The following is a 21,154-nucleotide window of genomic DNA, read 5'->3' as shown; positions in this document are numbered from 1 at the left end:
CGGATCGCCTCACTCGATCCGCACCACCACGCTGTCGCTGCCGCCGGCCGCGTCCATCACCGAGATCCGGGCAAAGCCCGCCCCCTCCGGCCGCCACTCGGACTGGCGGCGCGCCCCGGACGTCACCGGCAGGCTGTCCACGAGCCAGGTCAGGGGCGGCACGCCGCCGAGCGCCTTGAGGGCGAGGGCCGCCGGGCTGCCCGCCTCGGACAGGCCGAGATCGATCCGGGCACCGTCCGGCGGGTAGGCGATCTTGAGGGGCGCGCTGAGCGTCGCGGCGAGGGTCTTCGGCCCGTCGCGCCGGATGTGGCGCAGCGGCGGCGGCAGGCCGGCGCTCGTGGTGACGAGCGCCTCGCGGGGCTGGGCCAGCGGCTCCGGCTCGCCGCCGTAGCGGGAGAACGCGTCGAACAGGATGGGCGCCGCCACGAGCCGCCCGACGAGGCCCGCCACCGCCGCCCCGTCCGGCCGCCCGACCCAGACCGCGATCGTGACCCGCCGGTCGAACCCGGCCGCCCAGGCGTCGCGATAGCCGTAGGAGGTGCCGGTCTTGTAGGCGATGCGGTTCGGCAGGGCGTTCTCGGGGGGAGCCGCGCCCCGCAGGATGTCGGCCACGTACCAGGCGGCGACCGGATCGGCGACCGGCATGCCCGGGGACGGGCCGCGCGTCTCAGCGGGGTCGAGGCGGCGCACGAGGTCCGGCACGGCGCTCCCGCGCGCGAGCCCCGCATAGAGGCGGGCGAGGTCCGTCAGCGTGATGCCGAGGCCGCCGAGCGCCACCGGGAGCCCCGGCGCCGCATCCCGCGGCAGGGCGATTCCGGCGCCCGCCGCCCGCAGCCGGGCGACGAAGCGGGCGGGCCCGAGCGCCTCCGTCAGCTCCACTGCCGGCACGTTGAGGGAGAGCTGGAGCGCCCGGCGCGCCGTCACCGTGCCCTGGAAGGTGAGGTCGAAATTCTCGGGCGCGTAGGTGGCGGCGAAGCGCGAGGGGCGGTCGTCGAGGAGCGTCTCGGGGTGCGCGAGCCCGTTCTCGAAGGCGAGCGCGTAGATGAAGGGCTTCAGGGCCGAGCCCGGCGAGCGGATCGCCGCCGTCATGTCGATGGCGCCGCGCCGGGACGCGTCGAGATAGCCCGCGCTGCCCACATGCGCGAGGACGGCGCCCGTGCGGTTGTCGATCGCGAGGATCGCGGCCGAGAGGTCCGGCCCGGCGGAGGCCGCCCGCTCGGCCGCCAGCGCCTCCAGGCTCGCCTGCAACCGCCCGTCGAGGGAGAGCCGCAGCACCCGCGTCCCGGGCTCGGCCGCCACCGCCGCCTCGGCCGCGTGCGCGGCGAGCATCGGGAAGGGCCGGCGGCCCGTCGGCACGGGCTCCGCCTTGGCGGCCTCGGCCTCCGCCTGCGTGATGAGTCCGCGCCGGCCCGCGATGTCGAGCACCCGGTCGCGGGCGCGGCGCGCGGCCTCCGGCGCGCGGTCGGGCCGGCGCGCCTCGGGGGATTGCGGCAGCGCCACGAGGAGCGCGGCCTCGGCGAAGGAGAGGCGGGCGGGCTCGCGCCCGAAATAGGCGAGGCTCGCCGCCCGCAGGCCCTCGACGGCCCCGCCATAGGGGGCGAGCGCGAGGTAGAGGTCGAGCACGCCGGCCTTGCCGAGCCGCCGCTCCAGCTCGACCGCCCGGACCATCTGGCGGAGCTTCTGCGCGAGGGAGCGCTCGGTGCGCGGCTCGACGAGGCGGGCCACCTGCATCGACAGGGTGGAGCCGCCCGACACGATGCGCCCGTGCGTGAGCCACTGAGCCGCCGCCCGGAGGATCGCGGCGGGGTCGATGCCCGGATGGCTCGCGAAGCGCCGGTCCTCGTATTCGGTCAGCATGGCGAGCATGCGCGGGTCGACGCCCGCGGCCGAGAGCGGCAGCCGCCAGCGCCCGTCCGCGGTGGCGAAGGGGCGCAGGAGCCGCCCGTCCCGGTCGAGCACGATCGTGGAGCGCGCGGCCGCCTGCGTCAGGTCGAGGGGCGGCAGGGCGGCGGCGTAGCGCCAGAGGGCGAGGGCGGCCCCGAGAGGCAGGAGGAGGGCGAGGGCGAGGGCGATCCGCCTCGCGGTGCGCCGGCCGCGGCGCGGGTCCCCTCTCGTTCCGAGAGGGGCAGGGTGAGGGGGGCAGGTCGTTCCGGAGAGGTCGCATCCCTCGCCCGGTCCGCCTGCGGCGGACGCGACCTCTCCCGGGCGGGAGAGGTGGGCGCCGCCCGCCCCGCTCATTTCGCCGCCCCGACCTCGATCGTGCCGAACCCGGTGCGGCCGTAGCGCTCGGGGCGGTACATGTCCTCGATCGTCGCGCCCGGATGCACGTAGGTGCCGGGCGAGACCGCCCGCACCGTGTAGGCCGCCGTGAAGAAGGCGGATTGGCTCGGGCTGCGCTCATAGGCCGCCACGAAGCGGTCGTCGCGGAACTCGGTGTGGACCGGCTGCACCTCGCTCTTGGCGAAGGCGAGGCCGGAGAGCGCGTCCGCGTCGAGGAGCTTCGGGTTGTCGATCTCGAGGCCGGCCGGCAGCCGGTCGACGAGGAGGAGGCGGCCGGCGCTCGCCTGCGCCTCGGTCACCTTCAGCACCACGACGAGCCGGTCGTTCTGGCGCAGGCCCCGGCCCGGGTCGACGGCCGTCCCGTCGAGGCGGTGATAGGTCCGCTCGATCGTGTAGCCCTGCGCGGCCGCGGGCTCGGGGCTCACCGGGTTGCCCGAGACGCCGACCGAGACCTGCACGGGCGCGCGACCCTCGTTGCGCAGCATCACGGGCTTCGCGTCGAGGGCGGCCTGCCGGAAGGTCCGGGCGAGGGCGCCGGGCTCGACCGCCCCGTCGACCGAGACGGAGAGCGCCTCCGATTCCTTGGTGAGGCCCGCGGCCGCGAGCACCATCCAGGCATTCTCCTGCGTGCTGGTGAGCCGCCCGCTCGCCCGCTCCTCGGCGAGCACGGCGCCGACGGGCTGAAGCGCCTCCCGCGTCAGGCCGGATTCGGCCGCGAGCGCCAGGAGGCCCGCCCCGTCGCGCAGGCGCGAGCCGTAATCGGCCCGGTAGGTCTTCGCATCGCGCTCGGCCTTGAGCGAGGTGAGCGCCGAGTCGAACGCCCTGCCCGCCCGCCCGCGGTCTCCGAGGAGCGCGAGGGCCGCCGCGATCTGGCCGCGCCCGAGCGGCGTCGAGAAGTCGCCGATCTTGGTGTCGGCGAGGTAGCGCAGATCCCCCATCACCGGGCGGCCGTTGCGGGCGAGCACGTAGGCCGCGTAGGCGATGTCCATGCCGCCCTCGCGCACCTCGGTGGTGTTGGCCACCGCGTTGCGCAGCCGGTCGAGGGCGGCGTTGAAGGCCGTCTGCGGCACGGCGAAGCCGCGCTCGCGGGCGCGGGTCAGGAAGTCGGTGACGTAGGCGTTGAGCCAGACGTCGCTCATGCCGCCCACCGACCACAGGCCGAAATCGCCGCTCGAATCCTGGCGCGAGAGGACGCGCTCGATCGCCTCGCGGACGCGCTGGTCCGCCTTGTCGTCGAGGGCGAGCCGGTCCATCGCCGCGAGGCGGTTGACGTAGAGGAGCGGCATCGCCCGGCTGACGACCTGCTCGGAGCAGCCGTACGGATAGCGGTCGAGGGCCTGGAGCAGGGCCGGCACGTCGAGGCCCGGCAGCACCGAGGCGGAGACCGAGACCGTGCCGGTGCCGGGCAGGATGTCGGCCAGGAGCGCCCCGTCGATCTGGAGACCCGCGCCGGGTGCCAGCGGGCGCAGCTCCCGCCGCACCAGGGCGCCGGTGCCCGGCGAGATGCCGAGCGCGAAGCTCTGGCCGATGCCGGCCTCCAGCCCCGGGCCCGACAGGGTGACGTCGAGCCGGGCGAGGCCGGGCCCGGCGGCGGTGAGCGGGATCGCCACCTCGGCCTTGGCGCCGGGCTCGAGCCGCACCGTCCGGCGCAAGGCCTCCGCCCCGACGAGGACGGGGCCGGCGAGGTCGAGATCGACCGTGTAGGCGCCGCCCGCTCCCTCGACGTTGTCGAGGGCGAGGAAGATGCGCGAGCGGTCGCCGACGTTGAGGAAGCGCGGCAGGGTGCCCGACACCACGACGGGGTCGCGGATGATGACGTCGGCCTGCGCCTGGCCCACGCGGCTGCCGCTCCAGGCGCTCACCATGACCCGGCCGGTGCCGTTGAAGGCGGGCAGCGGGAAGGTCACCTGCGCGGTGCCGTCCGCCCCCACCGTCACGAGGCCCGAATAGAGGGCGAGCGGGGCCTGGGTCGGGGGCGCTTCGGAGAGGCTCGCGCCGCCGTCGCCGCCCGAGCGGATGGCGCCGAGCGTCCCCTGCATGCCGTCGATCAGGTATCCGTAGAGGTCGCGGATCTCGGGGCCGAGCGCCTTCTGGCCGAAGAAGTGGTTGAACGGGTTCGGCGCCTCGTAGCGGGTGAGGTTGAGGATGCCGACATCGACGAGGGCCACCGTGACCCGCGCCTCCTCGCCGGGCGCGAGGTTGCCGACCCGGACCGGAAGGGTGAGGTCGCGCCGCGGGCGGGTCTTCTCGGGCGCCGCGACCGAGACGGCGAGGTCGCGCGTGTCCCGGTCGATCGCGAACCAGGCGAGGCCGAGCGCCCGGCCCGGCAGGCGCTTGGCCGCCTGGTCGAGGGGCCGGAACGCGCTCGCCACGAGATAGGCGCCCGCGCCCCATTCGGGCTTCACCGGGATCTCGACCACGGTGCCGCCCTCCGGCACCGCGACGTCGAGGATGTCGTGCACCCGGTCGCCGACGATGGCGAGGCTCGCGCGGCCTCGGAACTTCGGCGCGAGGCGCGCCCGCAGCCGCTCGCCGCCCGCGTAGGAGCCCTTGTCGAGGGTCAGGTCGAGGAGGTCCGGCACGTCCGCGGTCTCGCCGCCGCTCCAGCCGACGCTGAACGTCACGCTCGCGGTGGCCCCGGGCTCGCCCGGCACGCTCGCCTCCAGCCGGTACTTGCCGAAGGTGGCGGGCGCCACGATCCGGGCCGGCTCGTCGGCCTTGAGGTCGACCCGCCCGTCCGCCACTCGGCGCACGGATTTCACGGGCTCGAAGGACCAGCGCCCCTCCGCCCGGTACCATTGATAGGTCTGCTCCAGCCGCGACAGGGTCCAGGTCACCCCGGGCCGGGCGAGGCGCTGGCCCTCGGGCGTCGCCATCACGAGGTCGAAGCTCGCGATGCCGCCCTCGGGCAGGTCGCCGGAGAAGCCCTTCCGGATCGCCAGCACGGGGGCAGCCGGCAGGATCGGCAGGGTGAGGCTGCGGGAGAGCGCCCGCCCGCCGGGCTCGCCGACCTGCAGGGTGATCCGCGCCTCGAGCGGCCGGGGGGCGGCCGGCGCCTCGACCGGCACCGTGAGCGCCGCCGCGCCCTTCGCGTCCGTGGTGGCGCGCTCCCCGATCTCGGCGGTGGCCGCCTCGACGGCCTCGTCGTCGAGGCCGATCGCGTAGCCCTCGAGCCCCTTGATGCCGGAGGCCGCCGCGGCCTGCACCACGACGTTGCCCGAGACCTCGAGCCCCGCGCCCGGCGCCCCGTAGAGGTAGCGGGCGGAGACCGCGATCTCGGCGGGCTCCCCGCGCCGCAGGGCCGGCGCCTTCGGGGTGAGGCTCACCTCCAGGCGCTCGGGCACGTAATCCTCGACGAGGAAGCTCGCCTCGCCGATGGCGGGCGCCTTCGGGTCGGTGTGGGCGGAGACGCGCCACGTCCCGTGCATGGCGCCCGACAGGAGCGGCAGCGGCAGGGCGCGCCCGCCGAGACCCTGGTCCGGGACCTGCGCGCGGCGGTACTCGACGCCGTCCGGCCGCTTGACCACGAGGGTCAGGGGAAGGCCGGCCACCGCCTGCCCCCGCGCGTCCCGCAGGAGGGCCGTGAGCTGCACCGTCTCGCCGGAGCGGTAGACCCCGCGCTCGGGGAAGACGTAGGCGTCGACGGCGCCGGGCGCCGGGCGCCCCTTCACGCCCCGGTCGGTCAGGTCGAAGGCGGTCTGGGCGAGGTCGAGGAAGCCGTAATCGTCGCCGAGCTGCGCCACGACGAGGCCCGGCGCGATGCCGCCCTCCCCGCGGGCGAGGCCCGGATCGAAGGCGGCGTGGCCGGAGGCATCCGTCCGGCGGGTGGCCAGCACCTCGTTGTTGCGGGCGATCAGGCGGATCTCGGCGCCCGAGACGGCCTCGGCGCTCGCGAGCGAGCGGGCGAGGACGTGGACCCCGTCCCGGCCCTTGAAGGCGGTGAGCCCGAGGTCCGAGACGACGAACCATTGCGTCGCCTGCTGCTCGTAGCCGCCCTCCCCCTCCTCCGCGGGCGTCGCGGAGCCGGCGGGGCGGGCCATCATGATGTAGAGGCCGGGTTCGAGCTTGCCGACCGCCTCCAGGACGGGGAAGGCGGTGACGACCTCCTGGTTCGGCTCCGCCTTGGCCGTGTCGAGACTGCCCTTCCAGACCTGCACGCCCTTCTGGTCGGCGATGGCCCGGGCGGTCGAGCCGTTGAGCTGGCTCAGGAACTCCTCGGTGCGCAGAGCCGGCAGCAGGCCGCGGTCGCCGATGCGCAGCACCTCGACGTCGAGCCTGCCCGCATTGACCGACACGAGCGGCACGCCCGCCTGACCCGTGCGGGGCAGGACGTAATTGCGGCCGGTGAAGCGCACCTGGGGGGCGCGGTCGCGGACGTAGACCTCGTAATCGGCCGATTTCAATAGAATCTCGCCGACCGAGGAGGGCAGGCCCTCGCGCAGCACGAACGCGTAGCGCTGGCTGTGCTTCAGCCCCTCGACGCAGACCTGCTGGCCCTCCGCCGTCACGGCCGCGTTCGCCGCGCCGGAGACGGCGACGAAGGGCGTGAAGTCGGTCTTCGGGGCGAGCGTCTCCGAGAACTGGAAGCAGACCCGCGGGGCGGCCGCGTCCGAATCGACCTTGTAGTCGAGGATGCGGAACCCGTGCTCGGCCCGGACCTCCTCGTAGGCCTGCCGGACATCCGCGTCGTCGTTGAGGGCGAGGCTCGCCCGGTAGGCTTCGAGCGCCGGGCGCCACTCGGACTGGGTGCCGTAGGCCTCGGCGAGGAAGGCCAGCGCCGCGGCCTCATCGGGCGCGGTCTTCGCCCGCCAATACGCCTGGTAGGCGGCGGCGAGCGCCCGCTCGCGCAGCCGGTAGCGGGCGGCGTAGTCGCCGCCCTTCTGCTCGTCGTTGCCCAGCGCGTCGGCGGCGCGGGCGAAGGCCAGCCAGTTGCGCGCATCCGCGGGCTCGGCGGCCACCGCCGCCGTGAGCGGCGCGAGCGCCCCCTTCGCGTCGTCGGCCTCCAGGCGCGCCTCGCCCTCGGCCCGGGCCTGAGCGGCGGGCTTCAGGCCCTTGCCCGCCTCGCTCCTGAGGGCCGCCTCCAGGCGCACGCCGGAACTGGCGAGCGCCTCGCGCAGGAAGGTCTTCGGGGGGGCGGCCTTCGCGGTGCGCGCGGCCGGAGTCGACGGGGCCTGCGCGGCCGGAGTCGACGGGGCCTGCGCGGCCGGCGCCGATGGGGCCTGCGCGGCGGCGGGCCCCGCGGCCCCGGCCAGGAGGCCTGCGGCCAGCAGACCTTCGGCGAGGAGCGCCGCGGAGAGGCGGCCGATCCGGCGCCCGAGCCTCGAAGAACCCGCCATGATCCGCCTCGCGCGTCGGACACCCGGGCCGGCCTCGACGGGGCCGGCGATTCCTTGAGAGGCGCCGTCGAGGCGCGAGCGTAGCACTTGCGCGGGCGGCCGCAACGGCTGCGAAGGCCGCTCTCTCTTCGAAGAGCGGCGCGACGCGGCCAGGACATCCCCTGATGAAATCCGGTGCGGCCTCGGTCGTCGCGATCTCCCGACCGCTTCCCTGGCTTTCGCGGCCTCGCTCTGCCAAGCTCGGCGTGCATCCGGGGGCGGGCTCACATGACGCGGCGGGACGGTATCGGTTGTGGCATCCGGTCCGGCGCGGGCCTGATCGCGGCGCTGCTCGTCCTCGGTCCCGCGGCCGCGCAGGCGCCCCCTCCACCGGCCCGGCCGAAACCGGCCGCTCCGGCTCCCGCCGCGCCGGACCCCGCCTTCGAGGCCGCCAGGGCCGCCTTCGAGGCGCTGCCCGAGGCCGAGCGCAAGGGGCTGCAGGACGCCCTCGTCTGGACGGGCGACTACAACAGCGTCGTTACCGGCACGTTCGGGCGCCGCACCTTCGAGGCGCTGGCGAGCTTCCGGACCCGGGCCGGGGCGGGCGCCGAGGATCCCCTCGCGCCGCGCCTGCGCACCGCGATCCTCGCGGGCGGCGAGGCGGCGCGACGGAGCGCCCGCTTCACCGTCAGGCCCGATCCCGCGAGCGGGGCGGTGATGGGGGTGCCGGAGCGGCTGCTGGCGAAGCGCACCGCCATCCCCGGCGGCAGCCGCTGGCAGAGCGCGGACGGGCGGGTGACCCTGGAAAGCCGCTCGTTCGGGACCGGGGAGGCGAGCCTCGACGCCCTCTTCGAGCGGGCCACGAATCCGGGGCCGGACCGGAAGGTCACCTACAAGCTGAAGCGGCCGGACTTCATCGTCGTGACGGGGGAGACGGGGGCGGGAAGGTCCTACATCCGCTACGCCGCGGGCGAGGCCGGCATCCGCGGCTTCACGATCGGCTACGACAAGGCGCTCGCGGGCGAGGTCGACCGGCTCGTGATCGCCATCGCCAACGCCTTCATCCCCTTCCCGGAGGCGGCATCCCCCACGGCCCAGGCCGTCGCGGCGGCACCGGCCGCTCCGCCGCCATCACAGGCCCGCGAAGCCCCGCCGGCCGCCCCGGCGGCCCCTGTCGCCACCACGAGCCTCGCCACCACGAGTCTCCTCGCCGCCACGGGTCTCGCCGTCGCGCCCGGCCGCGTCCTCACGGCCTCGGCCCCGCTCGAAGGCTGCGTCGCCCCCCGGATCGGGGGGGCGCCCGCCCGCATCCTCAGGAGCGATCCGGCCCGCGGCCTCGCGCTCCTCGAAGCCGGCGCGCTTCCGGGGCCTGTCCTGCCTCCGGCCCGCCCGGACCCGGCCGGGCCGGACGACGCGCTCGGGGTGATCGGGGCGGGGGCGGGCGGCACCACGCTGGCGCCCGGCACGGGCAGCGCCGCGGGCGTGATCGCGCCGCTGCAGCCGGGGGCGGCGGGCGCCCCCGCGATCGACCGGTCCGGGCGGCTCGCCGGCCTGGTCGCCCGGTTTCCCGCCTCGCCGCGCCTCGTCGCGGGCATCGTGCCGCCGACGAGCTATCCGCTGGTGGCGGGCTCCGCCGTCGCGGCATTTCTCGCCGAGAACGGCCTTCGGCCGGGCGCGGGGTCCGGCGCAGGGCCGGACGGCGCGGCGGCGAGCCTCGGCGCCGCCGCCGCGCCGGTGGCGAGCGCCGTCGTGGCGATCACCTGCCCGCGCTGAGCCGCGCCGTCAGACCCGGCCGGTGACGAGGAGCACGATCAGGATGATGACGAGCAGGCCGCCGAGGCCGAAGCTCGGGCCCCGGTAGGCGCCGCCGCCGAGGAAATTGCCGCCGCCGAGGACGATCAGGATCAGGATGATGAGGAGGATGGTGGTCAGCGTCATGGAAAGCGGTCTCCGCGGCCCGCGAGGCGCGAGCTTGACCGTTCCAACGTCGCAGGGATGATTTCTGTTCAAGCTTCGTGTGAAGCCTCAACAGAAATCGTCTTTTTCGCTCAGGCGCGCCAGTCCGGCAGCGGGTCCGCGGGTGCCGAGAGCCAGTCCGGGACCGGCAGGCCCCGCTCCGTCAGGAAGGCGGGGTTGAACAGCTTCGAGGCGTAGCGGGCCGCGCCGTCACACAGGATGGTCGCGATCGTGTGGCCGGGACCGAGTTCGCGGGCGAGCCGGATCGCCCCGGCCACGTTGATGCCCGACGAGCCGCCGAGCGACAGGCCCTCCTCGCGCATCAGCCGGAACACGATCTCGAGCGCCTCCCCGTCCGGGATGCGGAAGGAGAGGTCCGGCCGGAACCCGTCGAGGTTGCCCGTCACCCGGCCCTGGCCGATCCCCTCGGTGATCGAGGAGCCCTCGGCCTTGAGGGTGCCGGTCGTGTAATAGGCGTGGAGCGCCGAGCCCTCGGGGTCCGAGAGCGCGATCCGCACGTCGGGATTGCGGGCCCTGAGGGATTCCGCGACGCCGGCGAGCGTCCCTCCGGTGCCGGCGGCGCAGACGAAGCCGTCGATGCGCCCCTCCGTCGCCGCGTGGATCTCGGGGCCGGTCCCCTCGGCATGGGCGCGGCGGTTGGCGACGTTGTCGAACTGGTCGGCGAAGAAGGCGCCGGCGGGCTCCGTGGCGGCGAGCCGCTCGGCGAGGCGGCGGGCGACGTGGACGTAGTTGTTCGGGTTGGCGAAGGGCACGGCCGGCACCTCGACGAGGCGGGCGCCCGCGAGCCGCAGGGTCTGCTTCTTCTCCTCCGACTGGGTCTCGGGGATGACGATGAGCGTGCGGTAGCCGCGCACGCTCGCCACCAGGGCGAGGCCGATGCCGGTATTGCCCGCCGTGCCCTCGACGATGGTGCCGCCGGGCCGGATCAGCCCGCGCGCCTCCGCGTCCTGCACGATGGCGAGGGCCGCCCGGTCCTTCACCGAGAGGCCGGGATTCAGGAACTCCGCCTTGCCGAGGATGGTGCAGCCGGTCTCCTCGGAGGCGCGGCGCAGGCGGATGAGCGGCGTGCCGCCGATGGCGGCGAGGACGTCGGGTCGGGGATGGGTCAGGCTCGTTTCTCCGAGATCGTGGCGGGCGGCGGAACGGGCCGCCCGAGCCGCCGCGCCGCGGCGATCCACGTGTCGATGGCATCCGCCACGTTCGCCTCGACGCTATCCCAATCGTCAGCGTCCGACGTGCAGCCGGGCAGATCCGGAACAGTGGCGATCAGGTATCCACCCTCCTCGGGAGGAGCCCGGCCGATCTCCACAAAGTAGTCACGCACCAGCATCTTGCGCCCCTCTTACCGCATCCACGAAGGCGACGAAGGCCCTGATGTAATGGGGTCGCACCGGCCTGCGAGCCGGCACGGTCAGGATCGCCGCCTCGCTCGGATGCGAGAGGTCGTAATGTGACCCCCGGGCCGGGGGAACGCAATCGATGCCATAGGCCCGGCAGATCATGGCGATGTCCTCGATCGTCCAGTCTCCGACCGGGTTCCGGCGCATCCGGTCGAGGCGCTTCTCGGCCTGTCCCACGCCGGATCGCTCCCCCGAATCGCGTGTCTGATCTGGGACGATCGTCTCATGGTCGCGCCGTTCCGCAAGGCCGCTCAGGCGAAGACGTAGCCCCCGTTGATGCGCAGGCCCACCGGGCGGCCCGCGGCGTAGCGGTCGCCGTCGAAATCCTCCACCACGACGAGGCGCCCGTCCGGCCGCTCGACCTCGACCCGCTGGCGGCCCTGGCTGCGGTGGGAGGCGCGCACCGTGCCGGAGAGATGCGCCTCGGCCGGATCGACGAACTGGAGCTGCCAGGGCCGCACGTAGAGCCGCGCCGGGCCGATCACCCCGCGGGGCGCGACGGCGGGCGTCGGCCGCCCGTCCACGAGGACCCGCTCGCCCTCGACGATGGCCTCGAACTCGACCGAATCCCCGAGGAACTTCAGCACCGTGGCCGAGGCCGGCCGGTCCTGCACCTCGTCGGGGGTGCCGACCTGCTCCAGGCGGCCCTTGTCGAGGACGGCGACCCGGTCGGAGAGTTCGAGCGCCTCGTCCTGGTCGTGGGTGACGAAGATCGTGGTCTGGCCGGTGCGGTCGTGGATCTCGCGCAGCCAGCGGCGCAGGTCCTTGCGCACCTGCGCGTCCAGCGCCCCGAAGGGCTCGTCGAGGAGGAGCACCCGGGGCTCGACGGCGAGCGCCCGGGCGAGCGCGATGCGCTGGCGCTGGCCGCCCGAGAGCTGGGACGGGTAGCGGTCGGCGAAGCCCGACAGCTTGATGAGGTCGAGGAGGTCGCCGACGCGTTTGCGGATCTCGGCCTTGCCCGGCCGCTCCGAGCGCTTCCGGGCGTTGAGCCCGTAGGCGATGTTGTCAGCCACGCTCATGTGCTTGAACAGGGCGTAGTGCTGGAACACGAAGCCCACCGCCCGCTGCTGCACCGGCAGGCCGGTGGCGTCGTCGCCCCCGAACAGGACGCGGCCGCGGTCGGGGAAGTCGAGCCCCGCGATGATGCGCAGGAGCGTCGTCTTGCCCGAGCCCGAGGGGCCGAGGAGGCCGAGCAACTCGCCCGCCCGCACGTCGAGGTGGAAATCGTGCAGGACGGCCGCCGTGTCGAAGGTCTTCGACAGGCCCTCGACCCGGATCGCCGTGGATCCGGCCCGGTCCAGCGCGCCGCTAGTGCCGGCCGCCGGCCGCGAGGTCCCCGGCGTAGCGCCATTCCAGGACGGATTTGATGACGAGGGTGACGAGGGCGAGTCCGGCGAGGAGGGAGGCGACGGCGAACGCGCCAACGAAATTGTATTCATTGTAGAGGATCTCCACGTGGAGCGGGAGCGTGTTGGTCAGTCCGCGGATATGGCCGGACACCACCGAGACGGCGCCGAACTCGCCCATCGCGCGGGCATTGCAGAGGAGGACGCTGTACAGGAGCCCCCAGCGGATGTTGGGCAGCGTCACCGTCCGGAAGGCGTGCCAGCCGGAGGCCCCGAGGGTGAGGGCCGCCTCCTCCTCCGCCGTGCCCTGCTCCTGCATGAGCGGGATCAGCTCGCGGGCGATGAAGGGGAAGGTGACGAAGATCGTGGCGAGCACGATGCCCGGCACCGCGAAGATGATCTGGATGCCGTGCTCGATGAAGAACGCCCCGAACAGGCCCTGCGAGCCGAAGACGAGCACGTAGATCATCCCCGAGACGACCGGCGAGACCGAGAAGGGCAGGTCGATCAGGGTGATCAGCAGGCTCTTGCCCGGGAATTCGAACTTGGCGATGGCCCAGGCCGCCGCCACCCCGAAGACGAGGTTGAAGGGCACGCTGATCGCCGCGACCGTGAGCGTCAGGCGGATCGCGGAGCGCGCGTCGGGCTCCGCGAAGGCCTCGAAATAGGCCGCCCAGCCGCGGGCCAGCGCCTGCGCGAAGACGGTGAGCAGCGGCAGCACCAGGAACAGCGCGAGGAACAGGATCGCGATGCCGGTGAGCAGCCAGCGCACGCCCCGCCCCTCGGAGATGACGCTGCGCGGGCGGGGCGCGGCCGCCGCTTCGAGCGTGATGCCCTCAGACATAGCCGAACCTCCGCCGGCTCCAGGCCTGGATCAGGTTGATGACGAGCAGCGTCAGGAACGAGATCCCGAGCATGATCGTGGCGATGGCGGCCGCCCCCGCGTAGTCGAACTCGGAGAGCTTGATGACGATGAGGAGCGGCGCGATCTCGGAGACGAAGGGGAGGTTGCCCGCGATGAAGATGATCGAGCCGTACTCCCCGACGCCGCGGGCGAAGGCGAGCGCGAAGCCCGTCAGCACCGCCGGGATCAGGGGCGGCAGCACCACCCGGGTCAGCGTCAGCAGGCGCTTGGCCCCGAGGGTGGCGGAGGCCTCCTCGACCTCCTTGTCGATCTCGGCGATCAGCGGCTGCACCGTGCGCACGGCAAACGGCAGGCCGATGAAGACCATGGCGATGAAGATCCCGATCGGCGTGTAGGCCGCCTGGATGCCGACCTTGGCGAGCTGCGCGCCGACGAGCCCGTTCGGCGCGTAGAGGGAGGCCAGCGCGATGCCGGCCACCGCCGTCGGCAGGGCGAAGGGCAGGTCGACGGCGGCGTCGACGATCCGGCGGCCGGGGAAGTCGTAGCGGGTCAGCACCCAGGCGACGACGAAGCCGAACACCGAGGCCGTGAGCGCCGCGAGCAGCGACACCCCGAAGCTGAGGCGCAGGGCGCTCGCCACCCGCGGGTCGCGGGCGACATCCCAGATGCCGGACAGGCCGAGGCCCGACGCCCGCGCCACCAGGGCGGCGAGCGGCAGCAGGACCACGAGGCTGAGGCAGGTGAGCGCGTAGCCGAAGGTGAGCCCGAAACCCGGGATCACGCTGGGACGGCGGAAGTGGAACCGCCGAGGAGGCGTCGCGACCATGGGAAGACCCTCAGCGCCCGGCTTTGCTCAGTTGGTCGAACAGCCCGCCGTTGTCGAAGTTCTTCTTCTGGATGTCGTCCCAGTTGCCCTGCAGATCCTCGATCTTGAAGAGCTTAACGTCCGGCAGGAAGGCGAGATCCGCCTTGTCCGCCGCCTCGCGCTTGAGGGGACGGTAGCGGTGCTTGGCGAAGATCGCCTGCGCCTTGTCCGTGTAGAGGAAGGCGAGATAGGCCTCGGCCGCCTTGCGGGTGCCCTTCCGGTCGACGTTGGCGTCGACGAGGGCGACCGGCGGCTCGGCGTAGATCGAGGTCGGCGGCACCACGATGTCGAACTTGTCGGCGCCGAATTCCTGCAGGACGAGGAAGGCCTCGTTCTCCCAGGTCGGCAGCACGTCGCCGAGCCCGCGCTGGGCGAAGGTGACGGTGGAGCCGCGCGCGCCCGTGTCGAGGATCGGCACGTTCTTGTAGATCTGGCCGACGAAGGCGTTGGCCTTCTCGACATCCTTGTCCTGGTTGTAGGCGTAGCCCCAGGCGGCGAGGAAGTTCCAGCGCCCGCCCGCCGAGGTCTTCGGGTTCGGCGTGATCACCTTCACGTCGGGCTTGCCGAGGTCGTTCCAGTCCTTCACGCCCTTCGGGTTGCCCTTGCGGACGAGGAACACCACCGTGGAGGTGTAGGGCAGGCCCTGGTTCGGCTGCTTGTCGCGCCAATCGGCCGGGATCTTCTTCGTGAGCTTGACGATGGCGTCGATGTCGGAGGGGATGCCGAGCGTCACCACGTCGGCATCGACCCCGTCGATCACCGTGCGGGCCTGCGAGCCCGAGCCGCCGTGGGAGGCGCGCACCGTGATGGCCTCGCCCGTCTTCGCCTTCCACTCCTCGGCGAAGGCCGCGTTCACCTCCCGGTAGAGTTCCCGGGTCGGATCGTAGGACACGTTGAGGAGCGCCGTCTCGGCGAGGGCCGGGGACGCGAGGCCGAGCGCGGGCGCGAGGCAGGCCGCGAGCAGGAGGCCCCGGATGCGGTGGACCGGGCGTGCGGCTCTCGTCACAGGCATCTGCATCGTGTCGTCCTCTGGAAACGTCGGGGCCGGGGGATGCGCGACGACGATCCGGTCGCTGCACCGCACGGCACGCCTCAGCTTGTCGTTCGTTTTATCGAACATTGTCAAGCCGCGGAGGCGGGGCCTCACGCGACGACCTTCCCCGAATACCCATCATATCAGAGCGTATCAGAGACTGCCTTCTCTTATGTGGTCCGACCGGAGAACAAATTTATCGCAAGGCCGATGTTCTATAGAAAGAACACTTCGGAGATCTGCGTGCTTCGCCGCCCTCTCATGACGGGACAAGGGCCGGCACAGGCCCGCACCGGCCGGGTCACCGACCTGCCGGTTGCTGCACTGCGGTAGACATCGGCCGGTCGTCTCGACCTGTGGTTGCGTTTCCGGCAATGCAATCGAATCGGCCGTGCAGGGGCGCTTCCTCAGGCCGCGGACCGGGTGTTCGGCGCGCTCCCCGGGGCAGGAATCCACGCAGGAATCCGCCGCCCTCTCGGCGGCCCAGCCGAGGCGGGATCGCGGAACCCGGGACCGCGGGGCGTCCGCGTGGAGCGAACCCTTGGAGCAGACTCTTGGAGCGTCCTCGCGGGTCGTTTCAGACCGGGAGGTAGCCCGCGTCCCTGAGGGCGGCCTCGACCGCCTCGAACAGGCCCTCGTCGATCGCGTCCGCGGCGAGGGGGTCCGCGTCGGAATCGTCCGCGAGGTCGTCGGCGCCGGGAGCGGCGCCGAGCGGCGGGAGACCGGTGCGGAGCGCGTTGAGGCCGAACAGGCTGGAGGCCGCGCTCAGCGCTTCGCCGATCGTCACCAGAGCCATCGCTTCCTCCGGGGTCAGGGCCGCGGTCGCGCGGCGCGCAACCGCGGCCACACTGTCCCGGTTCGGCACAGGAGGCAAGCGGCGGCGGGCAAGCGTGGCCGTCCTGCATCGCCGTCAACCTTATCGCGCACGAGATGGGGAAATCCGGCCGGTGTGGGCGCATCGTGAACCGGTTGCCCCTACAAGCACGGTGCACCGTACGGTGCCGCACCCCTGGCCTGACATCCGAGCCGAGCCCCAGACGCCATGACCGTGATCGCCCTCGTCCTTGCCGGCAACCTCATGCTGGCCGGCCTGTTCTCCCTCGTCGCCGTCGCGCTGGATTGACGCCGGGCTGCCGCGCCCGGCCCGCGATCAGCCGCCCTCGGGCCCGGCCGCGAGGACGAAGTGCCGGGTCAGCCCGAGGGGGCGGTGGACGCCGCGCGGCTCGCTCAGGAAGGGCAGGCGCGGCCCCGGTCTCGGCAGCACCCTCAGCCGCCACCGCTTCTCGTCGATGAAGCGGAAGCTCAGCCGGCCCGGCCCGTCGATGGCGGGATCGCGCCACGCGCCGGTGGCGTAGGCGCCGCCGAGCCGGGCGGTGTCGAGGATGCGCAGGGCCGGATCGGTCAGCGTGATCGAGAGCGCGTCCTCGAAGGGCACGTCGTCGGTCAGGAAGAAGAGATAGCCCGGGATCGGATCCTGCGCGTCGAGCATCGCGACCGCTTCGAGCACGAGACCCTCGACCTCGCCGGCGGCCCCTGCCACCGCGACCGAGCTCCGGCCCGGCTGCGCGGGGCCGAGGACCGCGTGGCGGACCCGATCGGTGCCGAGGAAGCGCATCGGTCAGAACAGCAGGCCGACGCCGAGGGCGGCCGCGGTGCCGCCGACGAAGGCGCCGATCGTGACGCAGACGGGCGCGCCGGGCCCGCAGGCGAGGCCGGCCAGGGCTCCCCCGGCGGCCCCACCGGCGATGCCGCCGCCGAGGATCGCCCCCTCGCGGCGCGCGGCCGCCCAATGGTCCGGGTCGGTGCCGATGTTGTAGACGGCGACCGCGACGGAGACGACGAGCAGGGCGCGCCCGGCCCGGGAGATCCCGCGCATCATCCCGGTCACGCGCGGGTTGGAGCGCCCGGCCGAGTCCACGATCTCGGCGAAGACCTGGTTGCGCTGGCTCACGTCGAGCCGGTTGAAATCGGCGCGCTCGCCGAAGAGCCGCACCGTCTTCCGGGCGATCAGCTCGTTGAGCGTCAGCCCCTCGCGCTTGAGCTGCTCGGCGAAGGCGCGGCCGACCGGCGTGCTGCGCGAGCGGATAATCTCCATGGTGGCGTTGCGCAGGCCCCGCGCGCGCTCGGCCGCCGCCTCCCAGGTCAAGCGGCCCTGCTGGACGTCGGCCCGCATCTCGGCGGCGAGTCGGCTGATCAGCCGGTCGTAGGTCGCGCGGGCCTGAGCGTCGATCACCATGTGGGCGCCGGCGGCGGCGATGTCGGCCCGCAGGGCCTCGATGGCACGCTCGAAGGCGTAGGCCCTCGAGGCCGTCCGGTCGCTCGTCGCGCCTGCCGCCATGTCCTCAACCGCCCTGCCTTCGTGACGCGACGGCGGCAGGATAGGCGGATCGTGCGCCGCTCACAAAGCGCCCTCGCTCAATATTCCGTCGAGGGAGGCGCGACGATCTCGGGCCGGCGCAGGAATCGGGCGAGGACGGCTTCGAGGCGCGGGCTCGCGGGGGCCGAGAGCGCGTCCGCGTAGAAGGCCTGCAGGCTCAAGCCGAGATGGCGGCGCACGCCGGCGCTCAGCGTCGGGCGCCGCGCCTCGGGCTTCCGATCCGTCGGCATCTTGAGCATGGCCCCGGCCCGTCCTGAGAACCCACGTCGGCGCAGGATGGCCCGGGCATGGTTAACGCCCCGTAACCGGGCGAGCCCGGAGGTGGGGGGCGACCCCCGCGACTCCGGCATTTACTGTATTCGTCAACACTTTCAGCTCTTCACCATATTCCGCTGTTCGGCTTGAAGCAGCACAGTCCCACTCTTACCGTTCTGGAATGGAGTTTTCGAGGATTTCAGGATGTCTGCACGGCTCATCATCATCGAAGCCATCGAACAGGTTGCGGCGGAGCAGGAGAAGGTTCTCGCTCCCCTGACCGACGACCTCGTGCTGCTCGAATCCGGCCTCGATTCGCTCTGCTTCGCGATCTTGGTGAGCCGCCTGGAGGACGAGCTGGGCACCGATCCCTTCACCGCCTCCGAGGAGATCGAGTTTCCGGTCACCCTCGGCGATTTCGTGGCCCTCTACGCGGCTGCGCAGGTCGATGAAGCGGCCTGAGCCGCGCTCGCTGCGCGAGGCCCTCGCGCGCGGCACGAGCGCGCCGGGCGCGCCACGTCGGCTCGAGGGGATCGCGCACGGCGTCGCGCTGCCCGACCTCCTCGACCTGAGCTGCCTGAACGGCGACGTCGGCGGGCAGCGGGTCCTCCTCGTCATGGGGGACCAGTTCCTCGCCGGGCTCGCGCTGATCGCCGTCGACGGCCTCGCCGAGGCGGTGGTGCTGTGCCCGCCCGACCTCGCCCCCGAGCACCTGCCCGTGATCGCGGAGCGCGCGGGCGCGACCTGCCTCCTGACCGACCGGCCGCGCTCCGCCCTGCCGGGCCTCGACGCCCTGCCGCTGATCGACTGCGCCTGGCCGCCCGTGCCCGCGGCCCGCGAGCCCGAATTCGAGCGGGCGACGGAATGGCTGCTCCTCACCTCCGGCACGACCGGCGTGCCCAAGCTCGTGCGCCACGATCTCGCGGGGCTGACCGCCGCGATCCGGCCGCGCCCCGTGGGGGACGCGCCGCCGGTCTGGGCGACCTTCTACGACATCCGGCGCTACGGCGGCCTGCAGATCTTCCTGCGCGGGATCCTCGGCGGCGGCTCCCTCGTCCTCTCGGGCGGCGCGGAGCCGGTCTCGGACCATCTCGCCCGGCTGTGGCGCCACGGCGTCACCCACGTCTCGGGCACGCCCTCGCACTGGCGGCGCGTGCTGATGAGCCCGGCCCGGGGCCTGATCGCCCCCGCCTATCTGCGCCTCTCGGGCGAGATCGCCGACCAGGCGGTGCTCGACGGCCTGCGCGACGCCTATCCCGGCGCCTCGATCGGCCACGCCTACGCCTCGACCGAGGCCGGGGTCGGCTTCGAGGTCACGGACGGGCTCGAGGGCTTCCCGAAAGACTTCGTCGGCCGGCCCGGCGAGGTCGAGATGCGGGTCGTCGACGGGTCGCTGCGCATCCGCTCCCGCCGCACCGCCTCGGGCTATGTCGGCTCGGACGGGCTCGCGCTCGCGGATGCCGAGGGCTTCGTCGACACGGGCGACATGGTGGAGGAGCGCGTCGTCGACGGGGCGGCCCGCTACCACTTCGTGGGGCGGCGCGGCGGCATCATCAATGTCGGGGGCCTGAAGGTGCACCCGGAGGAGATCGAGGCGGTCATCAACCGGCACGCCCGGGTGCGGATGTCCCTCGTCGAGGCCCGGCGCAACCCGATCACCGGCTCGATCGTCCAGGCGAGCGTCGTCCTCGACGAGGGGGAGGATTCCGGCCCGCCCGAGGCGATCCGCCGGGAGATCCTCGCCGCCTGCCGGGCCGAGCTCAGCCCGCACAAGGTGCCGGCGCTCCTCAGGATCGTGCCCCGCCTCGACGTCACGGCCGCGGGCAAGCTCGCCCGGCGCCCCGCCTGAGCCGGGAGAGACCCCGATGCCCAACGTCCTCGTCACCGGCGGCAGCCGCGGCCTCGGGCTCGCCATCGCGACCCGGCTCGCCGCCTGCGGCCACGACGTGATCGCGGTGGCGCGGCGCGAATCCGAGGGGCTGCTCGCGGCGAGCGAGGCGGCGCGGGCGGCCGAGACCGGCTCGATCCGCTTCCGCGCGGCCGACCTCTCCGACATCGAGGCGCTGCCGGCGCTGGTGCGCGAGACCCGGCGCGCGTTCGGCACGCTCCACGGCCTCGTGAACAATGCCGGCCTCGGCACCGAGGGGCTGCTCGCCACGATGCAGAACCCGCATATCGAGGCGCTGATCCGGCTCAACACCCTCTCGCCGATCATGCTCACCAAGTTCGTGGTGCGGGGCATGATGGCGGACGGGGGCGGGCGCATCGTCAACGTCGCCTCGATCATCGCGGCGACGGGCTATTCCGGCCTCTCGGTCTACGCGGCGACCAAGGCCTCCCTCGTCGGCTTCACCAAGTCGCTCGCCCGCGAGGTCGGGCATCTCGGCATCACCGTCAACGCGGTGGCGCCGGGCTTCATCGACACGGAGATGACGGAGGGGCTCGGCGCGGAGGGCCGCGCGCGGATCGTGCGCCGCTCCGCGCTCCGCCGCCTCGCGGGCGCCGAGGACGTCGCCCACGCCGTCGAGTACCTGCTCGGGCCGGGCGGCCGCAACGTCACCGGCACGGTGCTGACGGTGGATGCGGGCAACACGGCCTGAGCCGGGCTCACCCGGGCCAGCGCGGCGCCCGCTTCTGCAGGAAGGCATCGATGCCCTCGGCGGCCTCCGCCATCATCATGTTCTCCGCCATCACCCGGCCCATCTCGGCATAGGCCTCCTCCAGGCCGAGCTCGACCTGGCGCGCGAAGGCCGCCTTGCCGAGGGCGACGACCCGGCGCGGCTTCTCCGCGATGGCCCGGGCCAGCGCGAGGGTCGCGGCCTCCAGCGCGTCGCTCGGCACCACCCGGTTGACGAGGCCGATGCGCAGTGCCTCCGCCGCCCCGATCGGCTCGCCGAGGAGCAGCATCTCGAGGGCCACCTTGCGCGGGACCGCCCGCGACAGCGCCACCATCGGCGTCGAGCAGAACAGGCCGATCTCGACCCCGGGCGTGGCGAAGCGCGCCTCCTCCGAGGCCACCGCGAGGTCGCAGGTCGCCACGAGCTGGCAGCCCGCGGCGGTGGCAATGCCGTGCACTTGCGCAATCACCGGCTGCGGCAGGCGGATGATCGCGATCAACGTTCGGGTGCATCGAGCGAAGATCGCCTCGACCGCCTCGCGGCCCGGATTCGCGCGCATCTCCCTGAGGTCGTGCCCCGCGCAGAAGGCGGGTCCCGCCCCCCTCAGGACGACGGCCCGCACCCCCGGATCCGCCCCGATCCCCTCGAGCGCCGCCAGCAGCGCCTCCATCAGCGCCAGCGACAGGGCATTGCGCGCCGCCCCCCGGTTCAGGGTGAGGATCGCGACGCCCTCCCGATCCTCCCGCAGGAGGAGGGGCGGCTCGGGGGAGGCGGCGAATGCGGCGGCAGACATCGGACGGCTCCGGGGCGGGCAGAACCCTCA

Annotated in this window: 20 protein-coding genes; 5 read left to right on the top strand and 15 right to left on the bottom strand. The window is 73.6% G+C overall.

Annotated features, from left to right (window positions below; genetic code table 11):
• Nucleotides 1-9: 9 nt before the first annotated feature.
• Together pbpC and J2X36_RS01825 are read right to left on the bottom strand one after the other, a co-directional pair.
• On the bottom strand, nucleotides 10-2,238 hold the full coding sequence (pbpC, locus tag J2X36_RS01830) for a penicillin-binding protein 1C (RefSeq protein ID WP_310345381.1): 2,229 nt from the start codon (nucleotides 2,236-2,238) through the stop codon (nucleotides 10-12).
• Nucleotides 2,235-7,616, bottom strand: coding sequence for an alpha-2-macroglobulin (locus J2X36_RS01825; RefSeq protein WP_310345378.1), 5,382 nt, complete (start codon nucleotides 7,614-7,616; stop codon nucleotides 2,235-2,237). The genes pbpC and J2X36_RS01825 overlap by 4 nt, the downstream gene beginning before the upstream one ends.
• 267 nt (nucleotides 7,617-7,883) lie before the next feature.
• Here J2X36_RS01825 and J2X36_RS01820 point away from each other — a divergent pair, with 267 nt between their 5' ends.
• Entirely contained in the window at nucleotides 7,884-9,368 is a 1,485-nt protein-coding gene (locus tag J2X36_RS01820; protein ID WP_310345375.1) for a serine protease, read from the top strand.
• Nucleotides 9,369-9,377: 9 nt separating this feature from the next.
• Here the strand turns inward: J2X36_RS01820 and J2X36_RS01815 are convergent, their stop codons facing one another.
• The 8 genes from J2X36_RS01815 to J2X36_RS01780 all read right to left on the bottom strand — a co-directional run bounded on the left by J2X36_RS01815 (nucleotide 9,378) and on the right by J2X36_RS01780 (nucleotide 15,060).
• Nucleotides 9,378-9,533 (bottom strand): DUF3309 domain-containing protein, encoded by a 156-nt coding sequence (locus J2X36_RS01815; RefSeq protein WP_109889843.1) that lies wholly within the window; start codon nucleotides 9,531-9,533, stop codon nucleotides 9,378-9,380.
• 110 nt (nucleotides 9,534-9,643) lie between these two features.
• The gene (locus tag J2X36_RS01810; RefSeq protein ID WP_132252551.1) at nucleotides 9,644-10,681 is read right to left on the bottom strand and encodes a cysteine synthase A; all 1,038 of its coding nucleotides are present in this window, start codon (nucleotides 10,679-10,681) and stop codon (nucleotides 9,644-9,646) included.
• Nucleotides 10,678-10,902 carry a type II toxin-antitoxin system HicB family antitoxin gene (locus tag J2X36_RS01805; protein ID WP_132252534.1) on the bottom strand — a complete coding sequence of 75 codons (225 nt, stop codon included), beginning with the start codon at nucleotides 10,900-10,902 and terminating at the stop codon, nucleotides 10,678-10,680. The genes J2X36_RS01810 and J2X36_RS01805 overlap by 4 nt, the downstream gene beginning before the upstream one ends.
• Nucleotides 10,889-11,149, bottom strand: coding sequence for a type II toxin-antitoxin system HicA family toxin (locus J2X36_RS01800; RefSeq protein WP_132252532.1), 261 nt, complete (start codon nucleotides 11,147-11,149; stop codon nucleotides 10,889-10,891). Before J2X36_RS01800 ends, J2X36_RS01805 begins: the two co-directional genes overlap by 14 nt.
• A 74-nt stretch (nucleotides 11,150-11,223) precedes the next feature.
• Complete coding sequence (locus J2X36_RS01795; protein ID WP_245516495.1) at nucleotides 11,224-12,249, bottom strand: sulfate/molybdate ABC transporter ATP-binding protein; 1,026 nt, start codon at nucleotides 12,247-12,249, stop codon at nucleotides 11,224-11,226.
• A gap of 31 nt (nucleotides 12,250-12,280) precedes the next feature.
• Nucleotides 12,281-13,162, bottom strand: coding sequence for a sulfate ABC transporter permease subunit CysW (gene cysW / locus J2X36_RS01790; RefSeq protein ID WP_132252530.1), 882 nt, complete (start codon nucleotides 13,160-13,162; stop codon nucleotides 12,281-12,283).
• Entirely contained in the window at nucleotides 13,155-14,009 is an 855-nt protein-coding gene (gene cysT, locus J2X36_RS01785; protein WP_132252528.1) for a sulfate ABC transporter permease subunit CysT, read from the bottom strand. Before cysT ends, cysW begins: the two co-directional genes overlap by 8 nt.
• 10 nt (nucleotides 14,010-14,019) lie before the next feature.
• Nucleotides 14,020-15,060 (bottom strand): sulfate ABC transporter substrate-binding protein, encoded by a 1,041-nt coding sequence (locus tag J2X36_RS01780; protein WP_310345363.1) that lies wholly within the window; start codon nucleotides 15,058-15,060, stop codon nucleotides 14,020-14,022.
• A gap of 39 nt (nucleotides 15,061-15,099) precedes the next feature.
• Here J2X36_RS01780 and J2X36_RS01775 point away from each other — a divergent pair, with 39 nt between their 5' ends.
• Nucleotides 15,100-15,414, top strand: coding sequence for a hypothetical protein (locus J2X36_RS01775; RefSeq protein WP_310345360.1), 315 nt, complete (start codon nucleotides 15,100-15,102; stop codon nucleotides 15,412-15,414).
• A gap of 244 nt (nucleotides 15,415-15,658) precedes the next feature.
• On the opposite strand, the gene J2X36_RS01770 is transcribed toward J2X36_RS01775, so the two are convergent.
• The 4 genes from J2X36_RS01770 to J2X36_RS01755 all read right to left on the bottom strand — a co-directional run bounded on the left by J2X36_RS01770 (nucleotide 15,659) and on the right by J2X36_RS01755 (nucleotide 17,697).
• Complete coding sequence (locus tag J2X36_RS01770; protein WP_310345357.1) at nucleotides 15,659-15,877, bottom strand: hypothetical protein; 219 nt, start codon at nucleotides 15,875-15,877, stop codon at nucleotides 15,659-15,661.
• Nucleotides 15,878-16,231: 354 nt separating this feature from the next.
• Nucleotides 16,232-16,621 (bottom strand): hypothetical protein, encoded by a 390-nt coding sequence (locus tag J2X36_RS01765; RefSeq protein ID WP_310345354.1) that lies wholly within the window; start codon nucleotides 16,619-16,621, stop codon nucleotides 16,232-16,234.
• A gap of 78 nt (nucleotides 16,622-16,699) precedes the next feature.
• Entirely contained in the window at nucleotides 16,700-17,419 is a 720-nt protein-coding gene (locus J2X36_RS01760; RefSeq protein WP_132252519.1) for a hypothetical protein, read from the bottom strand.
• A 77-nt stretch (nucleotides 17,420-17,496) separates the two neighbouring features.
• Nucleotides 17,497-17,697: a hypothetical protein gene (locus J2X36_RS01755; protein ID WP_132252516.1), complete on the bottom strand. Its 201-nt coding sequence runs from the start codon at nucleotides 17,695-17,697 to the stop codon at nucleotides 17,497-17,499.
• 220 nt (nucleotides 17,698-17,917) lie between these two features.
• On the opposite strand from J2X36_RS01755, the gene J2X36_RS01750 reads away from it, so the two are divergent.
• The 3 genes from J2X36_RS01750 to J2X36_RS01740 are packed head-to-tail and all read left to right on the top strand — an operon-like array spanning nucleotide 17,918 to nucleotide 20,313.
• Nucleotides 17,918-18,175, top strand: a complete 258-nt coding sequence (locus tag J2X36_RS01750) for a phosphopantetheine-binding protein (RefSeq protein WP_310345349.1) — start codon at nucleotides 17,918-17,920, stop codon at nucleotides 18,173-18,175.
• The gene (locus J2X36_RS01745; protein WP_310345347.1) at nucleotides 18,162-19,562 is read left to right on the top strand and encodes a class I adenylate-forming enzyme family protein; all 1,401 of its coding nucleotides are present in this window, start codon (nucleotides 18,162-18,164) and stop codon (nucleotides 19,560-19,562) included. Before J2X36_RS01750 ends, J2X36_RS01745 begins: the two co-directional genes overlap by 14 nt.
• A 16-nt stretch (nucleotides 19,563-19,578) precedes the next feature.
• Nucleotides 19,579-20,313, top strand: coding sequence for an SDR family NAD(P)-dependent oxidoreductase (locus tag J2X36_RS01740; protein ID WP_132252509.1), 735 nt, complete (start codon nucleotides 19,579-19,581; stop codon nucleotides 20,311-20,313).
• Between the two features lie 7 nt (nucleotides 20,314-20,320).
• Here the strand turns inward: J2X36_RS01740 and J2X36_RS01735 are convergent, their stop codons facing one another.
• Nucleotides 20,321-21,124 carry an enoyl-CoA hydratase gene (locus J2X36_RS01735; protein WP_310345343.1) on the bottom strand — a complete coding sequence of 268 codons (804 nt, stop codon included), beginning with the start codon at nucleotides 21,122-21,124 and terminating at the stop codon, nucleotides 20,321-20,323.
• Between the last annotated feature and the right edge of the window lie 30 nt (nucleotides 21,125-21,154).

The organism is Methylobacterium sp. BE186 (genome assembly GCF_031457035.1).
Lineage (GTDB): Bacteria > Pseudomonadota > Alphaproteobacteria > Rhizobiales > Beijerinckiaceae > Methylobacterium > Methylobacterium segetis.
This window is presented reverse-complemented; position numbering and strand designations above follow the sequence as displayed.